At 36.9% G+C, this 21,863-nt stretch carries 17 protein-coding genes; 5 read left to right on the top strand and 12 right to left on the bottom strand.

Features of this window, described 5'->3' with window-relative positions:
* The first annotated feature begins 31 nt into the window (after positions 1 to 31).
* From cysS to FG27_RS12015, 4 genes are read left to right on the top strand one after another with little or no spacing between them, the layout of a single operon-like run.
* Positions 32 to 1,516, top strand: coding sequence for a cysteine--tRNA ligase (gene cysS / locus FG27_RS12030; protein ID WP_037319409.1), 1,485 nt, complete (start codon positions 32 to 34; stop codon positions 1,514 to 1,516).
* A 17-nt stretch (positions 1,517 to 1,533) separates the two neighbouring features.
* Positions 1,534 to 1,779, top strand: a complete 246-nt coding sequence (gene yidD / locus FG27_RS12025) for a membrane protein insertion efficiency factor YidD (protein WP_037319408.1) — start codon at positions 1,534 to 1,536, stop codon at positions 1,777 to 1,779.
* A 50-nt stretch (positions 1,780 to 1,829) separates the two neighbouring features.
* Entirely contained in the window at positions 1,830 to 2,651 is an 822-nt protein-coding gene (lgt, locus tag FG27_RS12020) for a prolipoprotein diacylglyceryl transferase (RefSeq protein ID WP_037319407.1), read from the top strand.
* Complete coding sequence (locus FG27_RS12015; RefSeq protein ID WP_037319406.1) at positions 2,648 to 3,142, top strand: DUF192 domain-containing protein; 495 nt, start codon at positions 2,648 to 2,650, stop codon at positions 3,140 to 3,142. Before lgt ends, FG27_RS12015 begins: the two co-directional genes overlap by 4 nt.
* 100 nt (positions 3,143 to 3,242) lie before the next feature.
* Here FG27_RS12015 and FG27_RS12010 read toward each other — a convergent pair whose 3' ends face one another.
* From FG27_RS12010 to asnB, 8 genes are all read right to left on the bottom strand, one after another.
* Positions 3,243 to 3,527 (bottom strand): type II toxin-antitoxin system RelE/ParE family toxin, encoded by a 285-nt coding sequence (locus FG27_RS12010; protein WP_037319405.1) that lies wholly within the window; start codon positions 3,525 to 3,527, stop codon positions 3,243 to 3,245.
* Positions 3,520 to 3,759, bottom strand: coding sequence for a type II toxin-antitoxin system ParD family antitoxin (locus tag FG27_RS12005; protein WP_037319404.1), 240 nt, complete (start codon positions 3,757 to 3,759; stop codon positions 3,520 to 3,522). Before FG27_RS12005 ends, FG27_RS12010 begins: the two co-directional genes overlap by 8 nt.
* A 288-nt stretch (positions 3,760 to 4,047) precedes the next feature.
* Positions 4,048 to 4,908, bottom strand: a complete 861-nt coding sequence (locus tag FG27_RS12000; protein WP_037319402.1) for a hypothetical protein — start codon at positions 4,906 to 4,908, stop codon at positions 4,048 to 4,050.
* A gap of 191 nt (positions 4,909 to 5,099) precedes the next feature.
* Complete coding sequence (secDF, locus tag FG27_RS11995; protein ID WP_037319400.1) at positions 5,100 to 8,105, bottom strand: protein translocase subunit SecDF; 3,006 nt, start codon at positions 8,103 to 8,105, stop codon at positions 5,100 to 5,102.
* Between the two features lie 166 nt (positions 8,106 to 8,271).
* Entirely contained in the window at positions 8,272 to 9,198 is a 927-nt protein-coding gene (mdh, locus tag FG27_RS11990) for a malate dehydrogenase (protein ID WP_037319398.1), read from the bottom strand.
* Between the two features lie 91 nt (positions 9,199 to 9,289).
* On the bottom strand, positions 9,290 to 10,282 hold the full coding sequence (locus FG27_RS11985) for a DUF6588 family protein (RefSeq protein ID WP_051935833.1): 993 nt from the start codon (positions 10,280 to 10,282) through the stop codon (positions 9,290 to 9,292).
* A gap of 132 nt (positions 10,283 to 10,414) precedes the next feature.
* A complete protein-coding gene (gyrB, locus tag FG27_RS11980; protein WP_037319395.1) occupies positions 10,415 to 12,355 on the bottom strand; it encodes a DNA topoisomerase (ATP-hydrolyzing) subunit B in 1,941 nt (646 codons plus the stop codon).
* A 182-nt stretch (positions 12,356 to 12,537) separates the two neighbouring features.
* Entirely contained in the window at positions 12,538 to 14,157 is a 1,620-nt protein-coding gene (asnB, locus tag FG27_RS11975) for an asparagine synthase B (RefSeq protein ID WP_037319393.1), read from the bottom strand.
* Between the two features lie 246 nt (positions 14,158 to 14,403).
* Between asnB and FG27_RS11970 the strand changes: the two genes are divergently transcribed.
* The gene (locus FG27_RS11970; RefSeq protein WP_037319391.1) at positions 14,404 to 14,976 is read left to right on the top strand and encodes a DUF2911 domain-containing protein; all 573 of its coding nucleotides are present in this window, start codon (positions 14,404 to 14,406) and stop codon (positions 14,974 to 14,976) included.
* A gap of 56 nt (positions 14,977 to 15,032) precedes the next feature.
* On the opposite strand, the gene FG27_RS11965 is transcribed toward FG27_RS11970, so the two are convergent.
* The 4 genes from FG27_RS11965 to FG27_RS11950 all read right to left on the bottom strand — a co-directional run bounded on the left by FG27_RS11965 (position 15,033) and on the right by FG27_RS11950 (position 21,827).
* Complete coding sequence (locus tag FG27_RS11965; protein WP_037319388.1) at positions 15,033 to 15,665, bottom strand: 7-carboxy-7-deazaguanine synthase QueE; 633 nt, start codon at positions 15,663 to 15,665, stop codon at positions 15,033 to 15,035.
* A 57-nt stretch (positions 15,666 to 15,722) separates the two neighbouring features.
* The gene (locus tag FG27_RS11960; RefSeq protein WP_231563314.1) at positions 15,723 to 17,219 is read right to left on the bottom strand and encodes a M14 metallopeptidase family protein; all 1,497 of its coding nucleotides are present in this window, start codon (positions 17,217 to 17,219) and stop codon (positions 15,723 to 15,725) included.
* An 87-nt stretch (positions 17,220 to 17,306) separates the two neighbouring features.
* Positions 17,307 to 18,722 carry a SusD/RagB family nutrient-binding outer membrane lipoprotein gene (locus FG27_RS11955; protein ID WP_037319385.1) on the bottom strand — a complete coding sequence of 472 codons (1,416 nt, stop codon included), beginning with the start codon at positions 18,720 to 18,722 and terminating at the stop codon, positions 17,307 to 17,309.
* 12 nt (positions 18,723 to 18,734) lie between these two features.
* On the bottom strand, positions 18,735 to 21,827 hold the full coding sequence (locus FG27_RS11950) for a SusC/RagA family TonB-linked outer membrane protein (RefSeq protein ID WP_037322228.1): 3,093 nt from the start codon (positions 21,825 to 21,827) through the stop codon (positions 18,735 to 18,737).
* Positions 21,828 to 21,863: the final 36 nt, after the last annotated feature.

Genomic DNA, 21,863 nt, shown 5'->3' with positions numbered 1-21,863 from the left:
CTATTTCTTAATAACCAACAACTAACTATCTATGGCGCTATACCAGGAACAAAGCTTGAAAATGTACAATTCTATGACGGGGGAAAAGGAAATCTTTAAACCCATAAACGAAGGAAACGTTGGAATGTATGTTTGCGGCCCTACTGTTTACAGTAATGTTCATTTAGGTAATTGCCGAACTTTTATCTCTTTCGATCTTGTTTTTCGTTACCTGAAACATTTGGGATATAAAGTAAGATATGTTAGAAATATTACCGATGCCGGTCACCTTGAAAATGATGCCGATAGCGGTGAAGATAGAATTGCAAAAAAAGCACGTTTAGAACAAATAGAACCTATGGAAGTGGTGCAACGCTACACCATAGATTTTCATAATATTCTGCAGAAATTCAATAACCTGCCGCCGAGTATAGAACCAACGGCTACCGGTCATATTGTTGAGCAAATTGAGATCATTAAAACCATCATCGAAAAAGGATTTGCCTACGAGGTAAACGGATCGGTTTATTTTGATGTAAAGAAATTCAATGAAACCAACCATTATGGTAAGCTAAGCGGAAGGGATATTGATAATATGATCGCTAACACCCGCGAGCTGGCTGCACAGAGCGATAAGAAAAATCCACAGGATTTTGCGCTTTGGAAAAAAGCCGAACCCCAGCATATTATGCGCTGGCCTTCGCCCTGGAGCGATGGTTTTCCCGGCTGGCATTTAGAGTGCACCGTGATGAGCACAAAATATTTAGGCGAAGAATTTGATATTCATGGCGGCGGAATGGATCTAAAATTTCCACACCACGAATGCGAAATTGCCCAGGGTGAAGCCGCTACCGGAAAAAACCCGGTTCATTACTGGTTGCACGCCAATATGCTTACTTTAAACGGTAAGAAAATGGCAAAAAGTACCGGCAATAATATTCTTCCCGAAGAAATTTTCTCGGGGAATAATGACATTTTAGATAAGCCCTTTTCACCAAATGTGACCCGTTTTTTTATGCTTCAGGCGAATTACAGAAGCATTCTGGATTTTTCAGATGAGGCACTAAAAGCAAGCGAAAAAGGTTTTAATAGATTAATGGATGCTTACCATGCGATAGGTGAGCTTCCGGTTTCAGATAAATCCAGCGTAGATATTAAAAGCTGGAAACAATCTTGCTACGATGCGATGAACGATGATTTTAACAGCCCTATTTTAATCGCTAAACTTTTTGATGCGGTTAAAATGATCAATAACATCAAGGAAGAAGCTGCTACAATTACTTCAGAAGATAAAGAGGAACTGCAAAAAACAATGTCAGCTTTTATGTTTGACGTCTTAGGCCTTGTAGACAAAGTTTCTGAAAATAATGATACTTCAGATAAGCTTTCTTCAACAGTAGAATTGCTCATAAAACTGCGAGCTGAAGCAAGAAACAATAAAGATTTTGCTTTAAGTGACCAGATAAGAGATCAATTACAGGAAATGGGTATTCAGCTTAAAGACGGGAAAGAAGGCACTACTTTTAGTATCAAGTAATTAAAACAGGAAAAACGATGCTTAAGAAATGGTTAGCATATCCGTTTATCCTGTTGGTGAGATTTTATCAGAATTTCATTTCCCCGCTTACCCCGGCAACCTGCCGTTATACCCCAACCTGTTCACAATATAGCCTAATCGCATTGCAACGTTTTGGCATTTTTAAAGGTGGGTGGCTTAGCTTAAAACGCATTTTTAGTTGCAACCCCTGGGGCGGAAAAGGCTACGACCCTGTTCCCGAAAAAACAAAAACCAAAATATAGGGCAACTACTTCCAAATATGTATCTTTACCCTACTAATCAATTTTAATTTATGCTTTTTAACGCGATCACCTGGAGCCCTTCAGAAGGTTTAGACTTAGGTTTTTTCACCCTTCACTACTACAGTTTAATGTTTTTGATAGCCTTTGGACTGGGCTGGTATATTATAAAAAGCATTTATGTGAGAGAGAAAGTATCTATAGAAAAACTGGATTCCCTTTTTATATATACGGTGCTAGCTACATTGATTGGTGCAAGATTGGGCCACGTTATTTTCTATGACTGGGATTACTTTCAAAATAATTTATTAGAGATATTCTTACCGGTTCGTTTTGAGCCAGAATTTGAATTTACCGGTTTTAGAGGCTTAGCCAGTCACGGTGCAGCGATAGGTATTATTATCGCTATGTACCTTTACCGTAAACGTGTTTTAGACAAACCTGTACTTTGGGTTTTAGACCGCATTGTTATTCCGGTAGCTAGTGGTGCCATTTTTGTAAGAATAGGAAATTTTATGAATTCTGAAATTATAGGAAAACCAACCAATTCAGATTATGGAGTGATTTTCGAAAATTTAGGGGAAACTTTTCCGAGGCATCCAGCCCAATTATATGAATCTTTCTGTTATTTACTTATCTTTATATTGCTTTGGTTCTTATACTGGAAAACCGAAAAACGCCATAAAGTAGGATATTTATTTGGTCTATTCCTGGTCTTACTCTGGACGGTAAGATTCTTTGTAGAATTTGTAAAAGAAGCCCAGGTAGAAGAACGCACCACCTGGTTATTAAATACCGGGCAATGGCTTAGTATTCCGTTTATAATTGCAGGATTTTACTTTATGTATCGTCCTACCAAACCAAGAACTGTATGATACGTAGATCCATTATTTTATCGGCTGTTTTAGCGGCTTCTCTCTTATCTTCCTGTAAAGATGATAATACTACCGAAGACCCTATAGAGACTGAAGAAATTGCTTTTACCAAAGAAGGAGAAGCGATCTTGTTAAAACCTAATGGAGATACCATACAGCAAATTGATATTGAAATTGCCGATAATGCTTATGAACGGCAAACCGGACTTATGTACCGCAATAGTATGGAAGACGACCAGGGAATGCTTTTTATTTATGAAAACGAAGCGCCCAGGGCTTTCTATATGAAAAATACTTATATTCCCTTAGACATTATTTATTTCGCTGCAGACAGCACCGCAGTGAGCTTTCAGAAGAACGCTCAGCCGCAAGATGAAACTTCTTTACCCTCTGAAGCACCGGCTCAATTTATACTTGAAATAAATGCCGGCCTTGCTGACGACTGGAATATTGAAGTTGGCGATAAAATAGATTTTGAGCGGGTAGATTAGGTTTTGAAATCTATATTTTATGAACTCAGCTCATTTTATATCGAACCTAAATTTTGTGTTGTAGTTTTCTAGAAAAGTGTAGTTCTTAATGATTTTTAGATTAGATATTGCTTAAATCTTGTTTTCCGATTATTGCCATAATTTCTACAAAATCGTTTTCTACACGATAATAGATACTATCAACGCCACATACACATCTTCTATATCCAGGTTTTATGAAATCAACTGCTTCGAAGGAGAAAGGTTGTTCTGCGATTAATTCAAAATACTCAAAAAATCTTTCGAAATAGCTATCTGCCTGAGTAACTCCAAACCTTTTTACTCCAAATTGATGAATTCTAATTAAATCTTCTTTAGCAACATTACTTAATCTGTATTTACTCATTACGTAAAGACTTGGATTGTGCTAAAATCTGTTCCTTACTATCATTTGTAAATCCGCTTTCTTCTGCTTTTTCTAATTTACTTTTTATCCAATCAATTTGAACCTGCTGATTCCTGGCCTGTCTTATTAGGTCATTAATCAATTCACTTTTACTTGAATATTCTAGGCTCTCAATTTGAGATTTCAGCCACTCGTCATTTGGTTTTGTAAATGAAATACTTTGTCTGGGCATAATATTTTATATTTGATGTAAATTTGCATCATTTTTACATCAAAAGCAATTTTTTATTTAATTAGTGAACTAGCATTGCTGATGACTGGAATATTGAAGTTTGTGATAAAATAGATTTTGAAAGGATCAATTAGGCTTGAAATCTTGATTTACTTATTTATATAATCCCTGAAAAAGTCTTTATAATTTTTAGTAGTTCTGATCTCTGACTCAAGGATTACTGTTATGGAAAAGTATGGGAAAAGTGGAGGCTGTTATTTGCAATGAACCGTTTTCAGCGTTAGTTTTTTATTTGTTTTTATCGAATGTGATTTCAACCCCCGTAATCCTTGATATCGTTTTATATGGAAACCAATACATTTGAACATTAGGATTTTTTTCCGGGCCGCTAGCCATTAGTATAGTCGGAATTCCATTTCCTTTAATTTGAGTTTCGTGGATAAGTTGCAATAATCTGAAACCTTCATTTTTAAAATTTTGAATTAAAACTTTATCTATATCATTATTAATATTTTCCTGGTTATGTATCACATCATTTAATAATGGAATTATATCAAAGTATTCAGCTTGATTAACTAAATCTGGTTTTACTTTTTGACTCCAGGAATCATATTTTTCTAAAAGATCATTTCGTGAAAGACTAATTTCTATTCTTTTTCCATTTTTGTTTTCTGAAAAAATAATTGATCCAGTTGGTAAACCACAATGCTGTGAATAGTTTCTTAGTTTGGTTAAGAACCGATAGGAAAAATTTTCATCATAACATCTAGATGTTAAATTTTTAAACAAGCTATATTCATCAGATTCATCTCCAAATTCTCTTTTTAATCGAGTTTCCACATGATCTTGATAAGTTCTAATAGCGAATAAGCAATTAAGAATATGTCTATTTAAATCAATGTATATATCTACATTATCATCTGTTTTGAAATCTTCTTTCGCTATGTAGAATTTGATTTTTCTTTTAAAGTCTTCGTAATTAAGCTTTACTATATCGAACAGTGAATTCTGTTTTTGATATAAATTTAATTTTTTGATGGAGCTAGTGTAGAACTCAAATTCACCTTTAGAAAAGTACCTAATTGTATCAATCTTCTTATATTGATTTTCTCCATTAATAACTGAAAGTTGATATTCAATATAATCCATAAATTACCGCTAACTCATTACAGTCAACCAAATATACAAGTTTAACCTAAAATCAAGTCGGATAATCTGATATTTCCAAAATTGCCCAATTAGGACTATCGCACTCTAAAACCTATTTTCAACAAAAGCAACCCATAAAAAAAACGCTCCTAATTGGAGCGCTTTTACATTATATATTTCCTGAAGAAATCTTAAGCAGTAGTTGCTTCAGAATCTTCTTCAAGTTTCTTTTTCTTTTCGATCTTAGATTTATCGGTCACACTGTCAAACATAACGGGAGTCGCGATAAACAAGGACGAATAAGTACCTACAATCACACCAATGATCAAGGCAAACATAAAACCTCTAATGCTTTCTCCACCAAAAATAAAGATGGCAAGTAAAACGATCAAAGTAGTAAGCGAGGTATTCAACGTACGGCTAATAGTACTATCTAAAGCGCTATTTACCGTTCTGCCTAATGGCCAGGTAGTATGCTCGTTTACAAATTCCCTAATCCTATCAAATACAACCACGGTATCGTTTAATGAGTAACCAATTACCGTAAGAATTGCGGCGATAAAAGCCTGGTTAATTTCCATACTAAATGGCATCACTTTGTAAAGTAGTGAGAAAATACCCAATACAATAATAACATCGTGAGCTACTGCAGCAACGGCACCAATACTAAACTGCCATTTTCTAAATCGTAATAAGATGTATAGGAAGATAACTATGAGAGATCCTAATATCGCCCAGAAGGAATCATTTTTAATATCATCAGCAATAGTTGGACCTACTTTCATAGATGACATAATTCCGATATCCTGTCCGGCACCACCTGCGGTAAACTCATCATAAGAAAGATCTGCAGGGAGATAAGATTGTAAAGCTTCAAACATAGACTCCTGGATCTCGTTATCTACCTCAGTGCTTTCTTCGTCAACTTTATATTTGGTAGTTATTTTAAGCTGATTATTTGGCCCAAAAGTTTTCGCTTCGGCACTACCAAATTCAGCAATAAGATCCTGTTCAACATCTGTTGGGTTTACGTCTTTATCAAAACGCACTGTATAAGTTCTTCCTCCTAGAAAATCAACTCCTTCGTTTAATCCCTGTACTAATAAAGATCCCACACTAAGAATGATCAATATCCCGGAAATCACATAAGCTACTTTACGTTTTCCTAGCCAGTCAATTTTCACATTTCTGAAAAGGTTTTTAGTTGCACCTGTGGAGAAATCAAGAGATTTTCCATTTTTACCATAACCATCAATAAACAATCTGGTAATAAAAATCGCAGTAAATAACGAAGTTGCGATACCTATTAATAATGTAGTGGCAAAACCTTTAATTGGTCCTGTACCTAAAATTAATAAGATAAAACCAGTTAAACCGGTTGTAATATTCGCATCTAAAATTGAAGAAAGTGCGTTACTAAATCCGTCTTTTATGGCATCTTTCTGTACTTTCCCTTTAGCAAGTTCCTCTCGAATTCTTTCAAAGATAAGTACGTTCGCATCTACCGAGATACCAATTGTTAATACAATACCGGCAATACCAGGCAAAGTTAACACAGCCCCTAAACCGGCTAGAATTCCGAAGATAAATAGAATGTTTACTGCAAGGGCAACATCGGCAAAAAGACCGGCCTTACCATAATAAAAAATCATCCAGATTAATACAAAAATAAGCGCAATCCCGAAAGACCAAATTCCACTATCTATAGCTTCCTGACCTAAGCTTGGCCCAACAATTTCACTCTGAATAATATCTGCGGAAGCAGGAAGTTTACCCGCTCTAAGAACGTTTGCTAAATCCTGACCTTCGGTAATACTAAAATCACCACTAATTTCACTTCTTCCACCTGAAATAGCGCCGGTCGAAACACCTGGGGCAGAATATACTGTATTGTCTAAAACAATAGCTATGTTAGTTTGTTGTGCAGAAGCCTGCCCTGTCATTTCTTCCCAGGCTTTAGCTCCTCTTCCATCCATTTGCATAGAAACTGCAACACGACCCATTTGATCGTAAGTTTGCTGGGCATCTGTAATTACATCACCACTAAGTGGTGGTTCCATATTACGGTTACCTTTTATTGCATATAAACCAACAATTCCTTCTTCATCCTCTGGAATTCCCCAGGCAAATTTAGCGTAACGTTGATCTGCAGGAAGTAAAGATCTCACCTGAGACATTTCAAGATAATTGTTCACTTTTGCCGTATCCTGAACAGAGAAATAAGCAATAACAGGACCTCCCTGGAATCCAGGACCTTCAATTAATTCAAATAAAGGGTTGTTTCCTGTAGCTACATCTGTGGTATCTTCACTTTCGGCAAGTAAGTCATCTATATCGCTACTAGATTCTGTAGCGGTAGTATCGGTTTGAGTTTCTGCTTGCTCGCTTTCTTTATCTACAACATTCTTAAGAACATTATTAGCCTGAGCAAGGAAATTACCTAATTCAGTGTTTTTATATACGTGCCAGAATTCAAGCTGTGCAGTACTTTGCAGTAAACCTTGTACACGATTAATATCTTTAGCACCGGGTAATTCTACAAGTATTCTCCCTGAATTCCCTAATCGCTGAATATTTGGTTGGGTTACCCCGAATTTATCAATACGTTTTCTTAGTACTTCAAAAGCTGAAGTAATAGACTCATCAACCTTTCTTCTAATTACGGTTTCAACGTCACCATTAGACATATCAAAAGTAATCTCGTCGCTCAAAGTCTTATTGGCAAAAACATCTGGCGAGGCAAGTTTTGCGTCTGGGATGTCGTTATAAGCAGCAAAGAAAAGATCAATATAATCATCCTGGCTATCTTTTGAAGCTTCACTGGCTTCAGCTAAAGCCTGATTAAAAGCAGGATCATCTGTATTATTAGCAAGACCGGCTAGAATATCTTTAACCGAAATTTGAAGGATTACGTTAATTCCTCCTTTAAGGTCAAGCCCTTTATTTAGTTCCTTGTCTTTGGCGTCACTGTAAGTAATCCCGGCAATAATCTCATTGTTCGCTACCGAATCAAGATATCTTTGCTCCTCAACATCTCTCAATGCTGAATAATTCTCTACATTTTCGCTAATTCTTTGCGTGGCAAAATCTTCAGCTTCACTTTCTACACTATTCGTAATAAAAGTAAAAGACAACTGATATATACATACCAGTCCAAATAAAATTGCAAAAACCTTAATCAGTCCTTTGTTCTGCATTATTCCTTAAATTATAATTAATTAGGTCGATTTTAAAAACGGACAAATATAGGGTTTCAAAAATGAAATGCCAACAATTTTTTTTTGAATAATTTAACTTTTAAACATAAAAAAAGACCGCAAATAATGCGGTCTTTTTATTATAATTTAGTGAATCTATAATTACTTATAGTTCTAAAAGAGCGTTGGTTTTCTTAACTCCTTCAGCACTTTCTTTAATCTTATTAGACTCTTTATCATCAAGTTCTATTTCTACAATTTTTTCCAATCCATCTTTGCCTAAAATCGCAGGTACTCCAATACAAATATCATTTAATCCATACTCACCTTCCAGCATTGCTGAACAAGGGAACATTTTTTTCTGATCGCAAGCAATTGCCTGAACTAAAGCAGATACTGCTGCACCAGGCGCATACCAGGCACTGGTTCCTAACAACTTAGTAAGTGTTGCTCCCCCAACTTTAGTATCTTCTGACACTTGGTTTAAACGATCTTCAGATAAAAATGCTGAAACAGGAACTGAGTTTCTTGTAGCCAATCTTGTTAACGGCACCATCCCGGTATCACTATGGCCTCCAATTACCATCCCATCAACATCTGATGGCGGACATTCTAAAGCCTCACTCAATCTAAACTTAAAACGAGCGCTATCTAAAGCTCCACCCATTCCAATAATCTTATTCTTTGGAAGACCGGTAGTTTTATGCACAAGGTAAGTCATAGTATCCATAGGATTACTTACTACGATCAAGGTTACATTTGGAGAATGCTTAATTAGGTTTGAAGAAACTTCTTTTACAATCCCGGCGTTTATCCCAATTAACTCTTCACGTGTCATTCCCGGTTTACGAGGAATACCACTGGTTATAACTGCTACATCACTGCCTGCAGTTTTAGAATAATCGTTTGTTGTTCCTGTAATTTTAGTATCAAAACTGTTCAGGGTTGCAGTTTGCATTAAGTCCATTGCTTTCCCTTCGGCTACTCCTTCTTTAATATCGAGAAGAACAACTTCTGAAGCAAAATCTTTAATGGCAACATATTCAGCACAACTGGCCCCAACGGCACCTGCTCCTACTATAGTAACTTTCATCTTATATTTTATTTAAATCGATTAATATTTGAACCCAAAAATACAAATATTGATATAGTATTACTATAAGATATGGTTAAAACTATGAGATTTAAATTCTAAAGTGTAAGCCCAAGTTTAGATGAAAAAACTTGCCTGCAGTCGCCATGGTACTAATTTTAAATCTATTGAAATAAATATTAAAACCAAGATCGGCTTTTATCTGCGCCTGAGTTTGATCCAGTCCTCTAAGAGCTGTATTAATTGGCGATAGAGCCACACCATTACCTCCCATAGCATAGTTAAAACTAGAATTTGTAGCTCCTAAAGCTCCAAATACTTCAAAACTATCTCCATATTTCTTAGAACCCATTACAGAGGCCATCCAAAGATTGGCATTCACATCTACCAGGTTTAAATTTACAATATTAGGAATAGTCACTGGCGAAAATTCGTACTCTACATTAAATTTACTAAATGCAATTATTGCAGCGGCCTGAAAATCATCTTCGTTATTAAATTTAAAATATTGTGAGAAATTATGCTTTAATCCTGCTCCGTATGTAGTTACCGCTACACCATCTACGGTGAATTGAGGCAAAAACCTGGCAGCAAATTCAGTTTCATAAGGTAAACCCACAGTAGCCTGAACAAAAGGATAAGCTACTACACCTTTATCAACTCCTTCCAGGGCCTGGAATTCAAAAGATTGTCCTAAAAGACTACCCTCAAAGAAAACATCTGTTTCCCCACCAAAAGCAGTAGGAACCACGGCGTTACTTCCTTCTCCTCTAAGACTTAAAATAGGACCACCGTTAGCGTGTACCCCGGCAAGATCATTATTCGAAATAGTATAAGTTTGTTTATTGGAAGGCACGAATAATGCATTTCCATGAAATGAAACTTCTACTTTCCATGGTTTTAATGCCGTGGCCGAAGTAAACCAACCGGCACCGGCCTGGTATGCTGCGCCTTCTGCTGCAGGGCCAGCGAATTCATCGGCGATGTAAAGCATTTCGTTTGCAAATTTCTGGAGATCATCTTGTGCAAAAGATTTAGAAACAAATGATACACAAAGTATCAAAACTAAGTATTGAATTTTCAAAATAAGTAGGTGTTAAGTTAGAGGGTAAAAATAGCAAAAAATATATTCCAAAAATAATGTTAATTAAAGGCAATAAAAAACCCCGTAAGCAAAGGCTTACGGGGTTTCAGATTTTACGGGGATTATAATTACTTAAGCATCAATATTAGCATACTTAGCATTTTTCTCAATAAATTCACGTCTTGGTGGCACCTCATCTCCCATTAACATAGAGAAAATTCTATCGGCTTCACCACTATTATCAATTTTCACCTGTCTTAACTTACGCCTTTCAGGATCCATTGTGGTATCCCAAAGTTGCTCGGCATTCATCTCCCCCAAACCTTTGTATCGTTGAATCTGAACTCCACCGCTATAACTATCGGCAATTTCATCGCGCTCTTCCTCGCTCCAGGCATAACGCTTTCTGCTACCTTTTTTCACTAAATACAAAGGAGGAGTGGCGATATAAATGTGCCCTCCTTCAATCAATTCCTTCATATACCTATAGAAAAAGGTTAAAATAAGTGTTTCAATGTGACTACCATCTACATCGGCATCACACATAATCACTACTTTATGATATCTTAATTTATCGGTATTTAAAGCTTTACTGTCTTCTTCAGTCCCTATGGTAACCCCAAGCGCGGTATAAATATTTTTTATTTCTTCATTATCGAAAACACGATGCGTCATCGCTTTTTCAACATTCAGAATTTTACCTCTTAACGGAAGAATAGCCTGAAACTTTCGATCCCGCCCTTGTTTGGCAGTACCACCTGCAGAGTCACCCTCTACAAGAAACACTTCACTTTGGGTAGGATCCTGCTCGGAACAGTCAGATAATTTCCCGGGCAAACCGCCAATACTCATTGCCGTTTTACGCTGAACCATGTCACGGGCCTTCTTAGCCGCATTCCTGGCCTGGGCTGCAAGAATTACCTTTTGAATAATGGTTTTTGCATCATTCGGGTTTTCTTCCAGGTAATTTTCAAGCATTTCTGAAACTGCCTGAGAAACAGCCGAAGTCACTTCCCTGTTACCTAATTTTGTTTTTGTTTGACCTTCAAATTGAGGTTCTGCAACTTTTACTGAAATAATCGCGGTTAATCCTTCACGGAAATCATCTCCAACGATCTCAAATTTCAATTTATCCAGCATACCCGAAGCATCGGCATATTTTTTAAGCGTGGTAGTTAAACCACGTCTAAAACCAGATAAGTGTGTTCCTCCTTCGTGGGTGTTTATATTATTAACATAAGAATGCAGGTTCTCACTAAACGAGGTATTATAAACCATCGCTACCTCAACCGGAATATCATTCTTTTCGCCTTCCATCGCGATTACATCAGCGATAATTGGCTCACGATTTCCATCAAGGAATTTTATAAATTCTTTTAAGCCTTCTTCAGAATGAAATCTTTCTGAAAGATATTCACCTTCTTTATTAACCTCACGCTTATCGGTAAGTGTAATTTGAATTCCTTTGTTCAAATAAGCCAACTCACGCATTCTGCTAGACAAAGTTTCGTAGCTGTAATCTACACTTTGCTGAAAAATACTCGGATCTGGTTTAAAGGTAATCACGGTACCATTTAGTTCGGTTTCACCAGCAGGTTTAACCGGATACATCGGTTTTCCTTTTTCATATTCCTGCTCCCAAATCTTGTTATCTCTGTAAACCGTGGCTTTAAGCGTAGAAGAAAGTGCATTCACACAACTTACCCCAACCCCGTGAAGTCCACCAGAAACTTTATAAGAATCTTTATCGAATTTACCACCGGCACCAATTTTGGTCATTACCACCTCCAGGGCAGAAACACCTTCTTTTTTGTGAAGATCTACGGGAATTCCTCTTCCGTTATCTTCGGTAGTTACCGACCCATCTTCATTTATGGTAACTTTAATAGTATCACAATGGCCGGCCATAGCCTCATCTATAGAGTTATCTACCACCTCATACACCAAATGGTGCAAACCTCTAACGCCGGTATCCCCAATATACATTGAAGGCCTAAGGCGCACGTGCTCCATTCCTTCTAAAGCCTGAATACTATCGGCGGAATAACTTTGTTTTTTGGGTTCTTCGCTCATATATTTCGCTAATTAAATTCGTCTATTTTGAATAACGAACAAATATAACAAAACGCACATTTTTAATGTGCTTACAAGCTCTCTACCAGCTTTAAGTTATTAACAATTTGTGCAAAAAAAAGCCCAAAATACAGCAAAAATTCGCTGTATTCCGGGCATAACAAACCACACGATTGTTTAACCTAAATTCCTACTAATTCTTCAAGTTCTTTTTTGGCGTTTGTAGCAACGTGAGAAGTATTTGCTCTTCCACTTGGATCAAGGTCTTCCTGCCATTTCGGAATCCATCTTTTTACGGTTTTCGCAGCGTTTTCCTGTGGGAAATGACTGTGGAATATCTCTCTATAAAAATATGCTTCTTTGGTAGCCGGTGTGTTGTATGGATACTTCTCTGAAGCTGATGCCATTTGCTCATCACTAACCCTGGCTGATGCATAAGCAATTAACTCATCTATCCAGCTATAACCTACCCCATCACTAAATTGCTCTTTTTGTCTCCATAAAACCTCTTCCGGCAGAAATGGCTGCTGTGGAGTATCAAAGGCTTTTCTTAGAATATATTTTTCAACTCCATCATAAGTTTTTGGTAGTTTATGAACTGCCTCAGTTTCCATGGCAGTTTTTAAGAATGCTTTATCTAAGAATGGTACCCTTGCCTCAAGACCGTGAGCCATTGTAGATTTATCTGCTCTAAGGCAATCCGCAGTAGCAAGTCTTTGTACTCTTCTAATGGTTTCTTTTTGGAAATCATCAGCCGAAGGTGCGTTTTTAAAGTATAAGTAGCCTCCAAAGATCTCATCGGCTCCTTCCCCGCTTAAAACTACTTTTACGCCTTTTTCAGCAATTGCTTTTGAAAGGAAATACATAGGCGTACTTGCTCTTATTGATGTTACATCGTAAGTTTCTAAATGCCATACCAGTTTCTTAAGAATATCAATTCCTTCTTCAACGGTAAAATGTATTTCAGAATGTTCGGTTCCAAGAAACTCAGCAACTTTTCTGGCGGCAATAAGATCTGGTGCACTTTCGTCTAGACCAATTGAGAACGAATGTAATTTTTGACCACTGTCTTTCATCAATCTAGCGGCAATAGAAGAAGTTAAAGAAGAATCTAAACCTCCACTTAACAAAACTCCAAGAGGCACATCTGCCATCAGTCTTTTTCGGGTTGCTTCAATAAGACTTTCTCTTAATTTAGTAAGGTCTAATTTTTCTGTTGCTTTTCTATAATCAAACCAATCTGGAGTGTAATATTCTACAAAACCAGTTTCCGGGGTGTAATAGTGCCCCGGAGGAAATGCTGCTAAACTACTACACTGATCTACTAAAGCTTTCATTTCACTGGCAAACCAAATAGAACCTTCATCATCGGTTCCATAATAAAGTGGTTTCACCCCAATTGGATCTCTTGCTGCGATAAAATCTTTCCCATCTACCACCACAAAAGAGAATACTCCGTCTAATTTATCAAGGAAATCAACCCCATATTCTTCATATAAATGAACGATTACTTCTGAATCTCCTGTAGTTCTAAAGGAATGATCTTTTAATTCATTAATTCGCAAAGCCTGGTGGTTATAGATCTCTCCGTTGTGAACCATCCAGGCAGTTGAAGTACCCTGGATAGGTTGTTTTCCGGTTTCAAGATCTACAATAGACAATCTTTCGTGACTTAATACATAACCTTCTTCGGTTACGTGCACATCACTTTCGTCTGGACCGCGATGCAACATTCTTTTTGATAGCCCGCTAATCTTTTCTTCTGATAATCGTTTCCCGATTACTGCTAAAATTCCACACATAACATTTGCTTTATTAATTCCATACAAATATGCAGAAGAGATTACATTTAATAAACAGATGATAGTCTATTCATATAAAATGAAAATAATATTCATTAAATTAGAATTCATTTATAAGCAAAAAATGCATCAAATGCTTACAAACTTTACATCTGTAAAAATTTAATATTTTAACAGCAACTAAATAGTTCTTTAACACGTTAAGAACCAACAGTAAACTATCTTTAACCTTAAAAATCAAACACAATGAAAAGAATACTTTTAACTACACTATGTTTAATAGGATTTCTTGGATTCCAGGACGTACTGGCCCAAGAAACAGAAAAAACAAACGGTCCCAACTTTCCAAAATTAGATGCAAGTCCGCTGGATATGATTGTCCACCGAGATCAATCTGATGAAGTTGTTATGCGAGTAATTTATAGTAGACCTCAAACCAGGGATCGGGAAATTTTTGGAAAACTTGTTCCTTATGGAGAAGTATGGAGAACAGGAGCGAATGAAGCTACTGAAATAACACTATACAAGGATATGAAAATTGGTAATGAAGTTGTAAAAGCAGGTACTTACACAATTTTCACTATTCCAGATGAAAAAGAATGGACTATTATTTTAAATAAATCAATACATACCTGGGGAGCTTATGAGTATACAGATAAAGAAGACTACGTAAGGATTACAGTTCCGGTTAGAAATTCAAGCAGTAAAATTGAGAATTTCTCTATGTCTATTGAACAGGAGGAAGATCAAGCCGGTGCCAATTTATTAATGGGATGGGCTGATAAATATGTAAAAGTACCTTTCTCGCCTGCAGGATAATTTTAGATTGAAAGAATTAAAAAACGGCTGTTTGATTTACAAACAGCCGTTTTATTTTATGGGATATTGAGATACTTGTGAGTTTGTAAAGAAACTTTCCACTTTGGTTTTTTCATTACATAATCTACTATAAGCGGCATCATTTTATCACGATTACTCCATTCTGGCTGAAGGTATAATATGCAGTTCTCACTAACCTTAGCTGCCTGTTCTTCGGCAAATAGAAAGTCGTGCTTATTAAAAACAATCACTTTTAACTCGTGTGCCAGCGGATAAATTTCTTCGGTTGGTAATTTTATCTTTTTAGGCGATAAACAAATCCAATCCCAATGCCCGGTAAGTTTATAAGCTCCAGAAGTTTCTATATGAATATCACATCCTTTTGCTTTTAAAGCGCCGGTAAGGCGTGTCATATCCCATGTTAAAGGTTCTCCGCCTGTAATCACAATAGTCTTACTGTTCGCTACTGCTTTCTCTACAATCTCCCCAATATGAGTTGGTGGATGAATTGATGGATCCCAGCTTTCTTTTACATCACACCAATGGCATCCTACATCGCAACCTCCAATTCTAATAAAATACGCAGCCGTTCCTTTATGAAATCCTTCCCCCTGAATGGTGTAAAATTCTTCCATTAAAGGAAGCATTATCCCATCGTCTACCAATGCCTTTGTCTCTTCTGTAATCATAGCCTGCAAAGATACGTAATCTCATATTTTTAATTCGCTCTTTACCTTGATTTCCTCCTAGTCTAAAATAAGGGCATTTTTAACTTCATATTTTTCCGCGGAAAGATCTACTAAAAAGCCATTGATTACTGCATACTCTAATTTCCCATCTTTTTCCAGAAAGAAGTTTGGCTGAAGACTATCAGGCTTATTAAAACCTTCAGCTACAAGATTAATTGGTATTTCTATGAAATCTTCCTGCGGAAGTTCTTTTAATGCAACATAAGCATATCCAGCTTTCAAAATTTTTAAAATATCTTTTTCCTGAAGTCTCGCTATATTTTTAAAGGTTTTAGGATAAACTTTCCCTTCAACCAACTTATACGCGGAAGCTTCAAGTTCTTTATAAGCATAAAAGGTAGAAAGATCGCCCCTATCTGAAATATAGGCATCATAGTAATAATCCAGGTTTTCATCCTGAATTTCCCTTTGGTTGATTCCTAAATCTAAAACATAGTTTTCCCCTAACAATTCATAATTAAGGCCAGTTAGTTTTAAATCAAATAGCTTTCTATCGTTATTGGGAATATCTTCATATTCAGAAATATCGATTTGCTTATAATCTTTATTCGCAATAGAAAATACAGCAGCAAGAATTGATACATAATTCAACTTTCTTATTTCCTGTTTTTCCGGATCGTTAGGATAACCGCCAGACTCAATTAAAATGGTGCTCGTTCCCCATTTCTGAATATTATCTCCAAAGGCACGCGGCTCAAAATCGTCGTTATACCTACCAACCTGGCCGGGGGCATATTCCTGCAATATAGTATTCATTTGCACAATTACCTGCATTGCTGCACCACGGACCTCATTTATAGACTTTTCATAATTATAAGCTGGAGCCAGGTAGGAGATGGTTGCAGGTTTCGGCGTTCTTTCGGCATTATAATAGGTGCTTTGATCGTGCAGGTTAAATCCAAAATCGGCTTCCAGGCTATCCCGAACACGTTTTAAAGTTCTACTTTCCGGGGATTGCAAACGTAGCGCATCCCGATTAATATCTATTCCTAATAAGTTTCTACGCTGAAAACGCTCTGCACCATCGGGATTTAGCATAGGCAAAAAATGAAGCTTTACCTCCCTCAACATTGCTTTTTTTTCTTCTAAATATGCTTCGGAATCGAGAAAATTAAGAATATCGAAAATAGCCATGGTTGCGGTAGATTCATCGCCGTGCATCTGCGACCAGAGGAAAATATCTACATTGCCCTCACCAATAGAAATTAATTGGAGAGGTCTACCTTCTATTGACTCCCCTACTTTCGTTACTTCAAACTTATTGTTTTGTTTAAATTCCTGTATTAAAGGTTGAATTTTAGCCTGGGTGAATCGGCGTTTTTCAATGGACTGTTCTTTAAACTTTTCATAGGAATTGTAAAGCTCTTTATAAAGCTCCTTTTCCTGTGAAGAACCTACATATGCCGTTAAGAGAATAATCAGAGATAAGCATATATTTTTATAATCAAAATTCATCATTTTACCGGTTTTTAGGTAAGCTTTAAAATTAGGCATTTAGCAATAATAATTATACTTAAACCATTTAAAACTAAAATCTCCCGGCAATACCGGGAGATTTCAAATTGTTTTAGTTGTTAAGGATTATTCGTCCCAAAAAATACGGTCAAGCAAAGTCACTTCTGGCACATTGCTACCGTTTCTACCTAGTTCAGAATCTGGATAGCGCAACCTTCTAATAAACTGCCCATTAAGATCTGGATTTAAATTTTCAGGAAGATCAAAATTTTCATAATCATAATCATACCTTCTTGCATCTACCCAGGCTTCAGGATGCAGGAACATAGCGATCCATTTTTCTTTAAAAATATGATCCAGACTAAAGTCTCCTTCTCCAACACTCACTGCTGCACTACTAACATATTCATCAATCTCAGCCTGTTCAACTCCCAGCATTCTCATGTGCGCTCTAATTCCTTCCAGATATGCATTATAAGAACGGGATTTATCAACTTCAAACGCTGCTTCAGCCTCAATAAATTTTTGCTCAGCATAGGTAGCAATCAAAACCGGAGATTGTTCTGAAGTATAAAAATCGCCCGGAACAAGAGTGGAACGCTCACCAGATTCGGCTGCACTACCACGGCCGGCTCCATTTGGAACACCAATATAATCCCCATCATCAGTGGTACCAATCATGAATGGCAAACGTGGATCTTCAACTCCAAAAGTTGTTCCGTCGGTGGCTTCTACAAATTGTTCAGAAATCCAACCCCCAAGAAGCAGGTTCTCGTTATTAATAGCAACATTCGCCCAAGGATTAAATTCTTCTTCAAAATATTCTACTTGTGCATCGTCCGCATTACTTTCAAAACCTGCTTCAATTGCAGCCAGGATTTCCGTAGGATTATACTGATCTGTTTTACTTAAGTGGTTTAAATAACGTGCTTTAAGCATATTTGCAAATTTAATCCATTGATCTGCATCCCCATTATAAATAAAGTCATCTGAACCTATCGGCAATTCTGTTTCCTGGGAAAGATTAGCTATACCACTATCAAGCAACGTAAAAACCCTGTTGTATAATTCGGCGTCATCATCATATGCCGGGGTGATCGTCTCAAAATTAAAACTTTGACTAAATGGCACATCTCCAAAAGCGTCAACGGTCATTGCCAAATTTAAAGCCATTAGCACCTGGCCGACCCCTTCATAATGATTCGCTCCCGTTTCATTTGCCTCAAGAATCATATCGTTAAGATCTGTCATCACATTGTACAAAGAAGACCAGGTTGCGTTAAAACTGAGCTCATCCATAACATCTGACGCACTTCCCTGGTTTGGAGATGCTAAATGTTGAACATAATTAGAGGTAGTATTTCCTATTCTAAACGTATTTTGAGCTGTTTCAAATGTAGAATTCACCATTAAACCTGCTAAAGGAGCAGTGGTAGGATTATTTGGATTCTCATTTATATCCAGGTAATCGTCACAGGCTGTGAACGTGAGAAATAGCCCTGCAATTACTATATAATTATATGTTTTTCTTAAAATTTTCATATTCAGTATTTTTTATAAACCTAAGTTAAGAGTAAAAAACAAGCTATGCACTCCAGGGTATCCCAGTCCTGTAAAGCCTGTAGCATTTCCACCGGCACCGGCACTAAATGATTCCGGATCAAAACCGTCCCAGGGCGTATATAGTATAATGTTATTGGCCGCTACTGAAAATCTAGCGCTTTGAAGGAAGCCAATCGAGTTTAAAACATTATCACCAAAATTATAGCCTAAAGAAATGTTTCTAAGTTTTATGAAAGAAGCATCGTGAACAAAATTTTCACTCACCCCACGATAACTATTTCTATAGAAACCTGCTCCATAATCCCTTCCATCAGGGCCAACTCCCTGCCCAAGCCAAACTTCCTGAGTATTTGGAGAGCCATTTGCAAGTACTCCATTAAAAACACGAGTATCGTTTCTATCTAAGGTATATTCAGAAATACCAAAGGCAGAGAAAAAGTTATCATATTGACTGTATTGTTGCAGACCTGTTCTAAAATCAATTAAGAATGAAAAATCAAAGTTCTTATATGTAAAATCGTTTTTCAAACCACCAATCCATTTTGGGGTAGAATTCCCTAGAACTAATTGAGATCCATTTCTTACCGGGAATCCATTTTCACCTATAACAACGGGCAGATCCTCATTTAGAAAAATACTATTTTCGTCGGCTCCAAAACGTTCATAACTACTTCCAAAAATATTACCATAAGCTTCCCCTTCAATAAGCTGCATTGTCACTGTACTTCCTACATAACCAAATTGGCTTCCCACCTGAATTTGTTCTATTCCTTCCCTAATACTTACTACTTCGTTTTGATTATAGGCAGCATTTAAGGCAATATTCCAGGTAAAATCTTCAGTTCTAATAGGATTACCAGAAATGATAAATTCTACACCCTGGTTTTCAATTTCCCCGGCATTGGTAATAAAGGTTGAAAAACCAGAAGACTCAGAAACCGGAACAGGAATAATTTGATCTTTACTATTAGATTTGTACCAGGTAAAATCTATTCCCAGTCTATTTCCGAAGAATCTAAGATCTGTACCAAATTCTATAGATGTAGTTCTTTCCGGTTTTAGCGCTAAATCTCCAAATTGGCTAAATCGTGTAAAGCCAACTTCGCCTCCTAATGGGAAAATATCTGGTGAGGTATAGGTCTGGCCTATTCTATAAGGATCGGTATCCTTACCCACTTCGGCATAAGAAGCTCTAAATTTACCATAAGAAAGCGCTTCAGGAATTTCAAAAGCTTCTGTAAAGACAAAACCTAAGTTTATAGAGGGATAAAAGAATGAATTATTCCCTTGTGGCAAAGTAGAAGTCCAGTCGTTTCTTCCTGTAATATTAAGAAACAACATATCGTCATAATCTACCATAAGATCCCCATACAAACCTACCAGTCTTTTCTTGCGTTTATCCTGTGAGTTTGATATTTGACTTGCATAGCTTAAATCATAAAATTGCGGAATTACAAAATTCTCTCCAGTGGCTTCTACCCTGCTGTAATCGCGCTCAAAAACATCGTTCCCAAATCGTAAAGTGGTGTTCCATTTATCGTCCCATTGCTTTTTTAGTGTCACAAATAAGTTAGAGTTAATATCCCTACTTTCTATTCTTGTTTCGGTAATAAAACCCTGTGAACTTAAAGCAACTTCACCATCAATACCTAAAGGACCCGGAGTAATTTCTGTTCGGGAATCAGTATAAAAATCGGTACCTATTAAATAATTAACATCCATCCATTCAAAAGGGCTATAGGTAAATTGAAGGTTTCCAATTATTCGGTTCACCTCATCCTCAAAGGTACTAAAGCGGGCATCGTAAATAGGGTTCGTATTACCCCCAACAGTTTTCATTGTACCGTCTTCATTTATATAATCATTAATATCCTGCATAGGAGAATTATAAACCATACGCTCCATAAAACGATCATGTGGTACCCGATTACCTCCAGAAATAGTATAATTCATATTTCCGGCCACCTTAAATTTATCGTTAAACTTCAACTGCCCATTTAATCTTGCCGAAGTTCTCCCCCAATTACTAAAAGGGATAATACCTTCCTGATCCAGGTTATTTAAAGAAGCATAAAAATTGGCTTTCTCATTACCACCAGAAATACTGAAAGAATTATCAATTTGCACTCCAGTTCTCATAGCATCTCTCCAAATATCATTAATCTCGGCATCAGGATCTATTTCCCTAATCTCATCTATAGAAGGACCCCAGTTTGGCCAAAATGAATTAGGATCGTAAACTCCTCCAAAACCCTGACCATAGACATCCTGAATTTTAGGGTATCGATTTACTTCTTCAAAACCCACGGTACTGTTCACATTAATACGAACAGCACCTTCTTTACCTTTCTTTGTAGTAATAATTACCGCACCATTTGCTGCTCTAACCCCGTAAAGTGCTGTTGCAGCCGCACCTTTTAGTACGTTCATAGATTCAATATCGTTAGGGTTAATATCGGCGGCCCGGTTAGATAAGCCACGGGGTGTATTACCACTTTCTGTAGTAGAGTTATCTACTGGCACCCCATCAATAACAAATAGAGGTTGGTTATCTGCATTAGGATCGAGAGAGTTCACTCCTCGAATAATTATCCGTGCGCTCTGTCCCGGTGCACCCCCAGAATTTGTAATTTGAACACCGGCAGTTTGTCCCTGAAGTGCATTTACAATATTAGGCTGATTCGTCTTAACAATATCTTCGCCTTTTACTTCCTGTACCGCGTAACCAAGTGCTTTTTTCTCTCTTTCAATTCCAAAAGAAGTCACCACAACTTCATCAAGACCCTCTAGATCTTCACTTAATTGTACGTTGATCACACTACGCCCATTAACCGATTGTTCCTGCCTCTCAAAACCTAAAGAAGAAAATACTAAAACTGCATCTTCTGGCACTTCGATAGCGTAATTACCATCCATATCTGTTACAGTCCCGTCATTTGTCCCCTTTACCAGAACATTTACCCCCGGTAAAGGCATTCCATCACTGGCCACGGTAACCGTTCCGGTCACTTCTTGCTGCTGGGCAAACATCCCTGTAACTTGAAAAAAAGCCAGCAAAGCCATAATTGTAAATTTGTTTCTCATTCCTTTTGTGTTAAAGTTTTCTGAATTATAACTTAA

The sequence above is a fragment of the Salegentibacter sp. Hel_I_6 genome, from assembly GCF_000745315.1.
Classification (GTDB): domain Bacteria; phylum Bacteroidota; class Bacteroidia; order Flavobacteriales; family Flavobacteriaceae; genus Salegentibacter.
The sequence above is the reverse complement of the archived record's forward strand: the minus strand, read 5'-3'. Positions and strand labels throughout refer to the sequence as shown.

Bases quoted from the DNA above. Each gene is read 5' to 3' on its own strand.
- cysS (WP_037319409.1), top strand. From the start codon at position 32: ATGGCGCTATACCAGGAACAAAGCTTGAAAATGTACAATTCTATGACG.
- yidD (WP_037319408.1), top strand. From the start codon at position 1,534: ATGCTTAAGAAATGGTTAGCATATCCGTTTATCCTGTTGGTGAGATTT.
- lgt (WP_037319407.1), top strand. From the start codon at position 1,830: ATGCTTTTTAACGCGATCACCTGGAGCCCTTCAGAAGGTTTAGACTTA.
- FG27_RS12015 (WP_037319406.1), top strand. From the start codon at position 2,648: ATGATACGTAGATCCATTATTTTATCGGCTGTTTTAGCGGCTTCTCTC.
- FG27_RS12010 (WP_037319405.1), bottom strand. From the start codon at position 3,527: ATGAGTAAATACAGATTAAGTAATGTTGCTAAAGAAGATTTAATTAGA.
- FG27_RS12005 (WP_037319404.1), bottom strand. From the start codon at position 3,759: ATGCCCAGACAAAGTATTTCATTTACAAAACCAAATGACGAGTGGCTG.
- FG27_RS12000 (WP_037319402.1), bottom strand. From the start codon at position 4,908: ATGGATTATATTGAATATCAACTTTCAGTTATTAATGGAGAAAATCAA.
- secDF (WP_037319400.1), bottom strand. From the start codon at position 8,105: ATGCAGAACAAAGGACTGATTAAGGTTTTTGCAATTTTATTTGGACTG.
- mdh (WP_037319398.1), bottom strand. From the start codon at position 9,198: ATGAAAGTTACTATAGTAGGAGCAGGTGCCGTTGGGGCCAGTTGTGCT.
- gyrB (WP_037319395.1), bottom strand. From the start codon at position 12,355: ATGAGCGAAGAACCCAAAAAACAAAGTTATTCCGCCGATAGTATTCAG.
- asnB (WP_037319393.1), bottom strand. From the start codon at position 14,157: ATGTGTGGAATTTTAGCAGTAATCGGGAAACGATTATCAGAAGAAAAG.
- FG27_RS11970 (WP_037319391.1), top strand. From the start codon at position 14,404: ATGAAAAGAATACTTTTAACTACACTATGTTTAATAGGATTTCTTGGA.
- FG27_RS11965 (WP_037319388.1), bottom strand. From the start codon at position 15,665: ATGATTACAGAAGAGACAAAGGCATTGGTAGACGATGGGATAATGCTT.
- FG27_RS11960 (WP_231563314.1), bottom strand. From the start codon at position 17,219: ATGCCTAATTTTAAAGCTTACCTAAAAACCGGTAAAATGATGAATTTT.
- FG27_RS11955 (WP_037319385.1), bottom strand. From the start codon at position 18,722: ATGAAAATTTTAAGAAAAACATATAATTATATAGTAATTGCAGGGCTA.
- FG27_RS11950 (WP_037322228.1), bottom strand. From the start codon at position 21,827: ATGAGAAACAAATTTACAATTATGGCTTTGCTGGCTTTTTTTCAAGTT.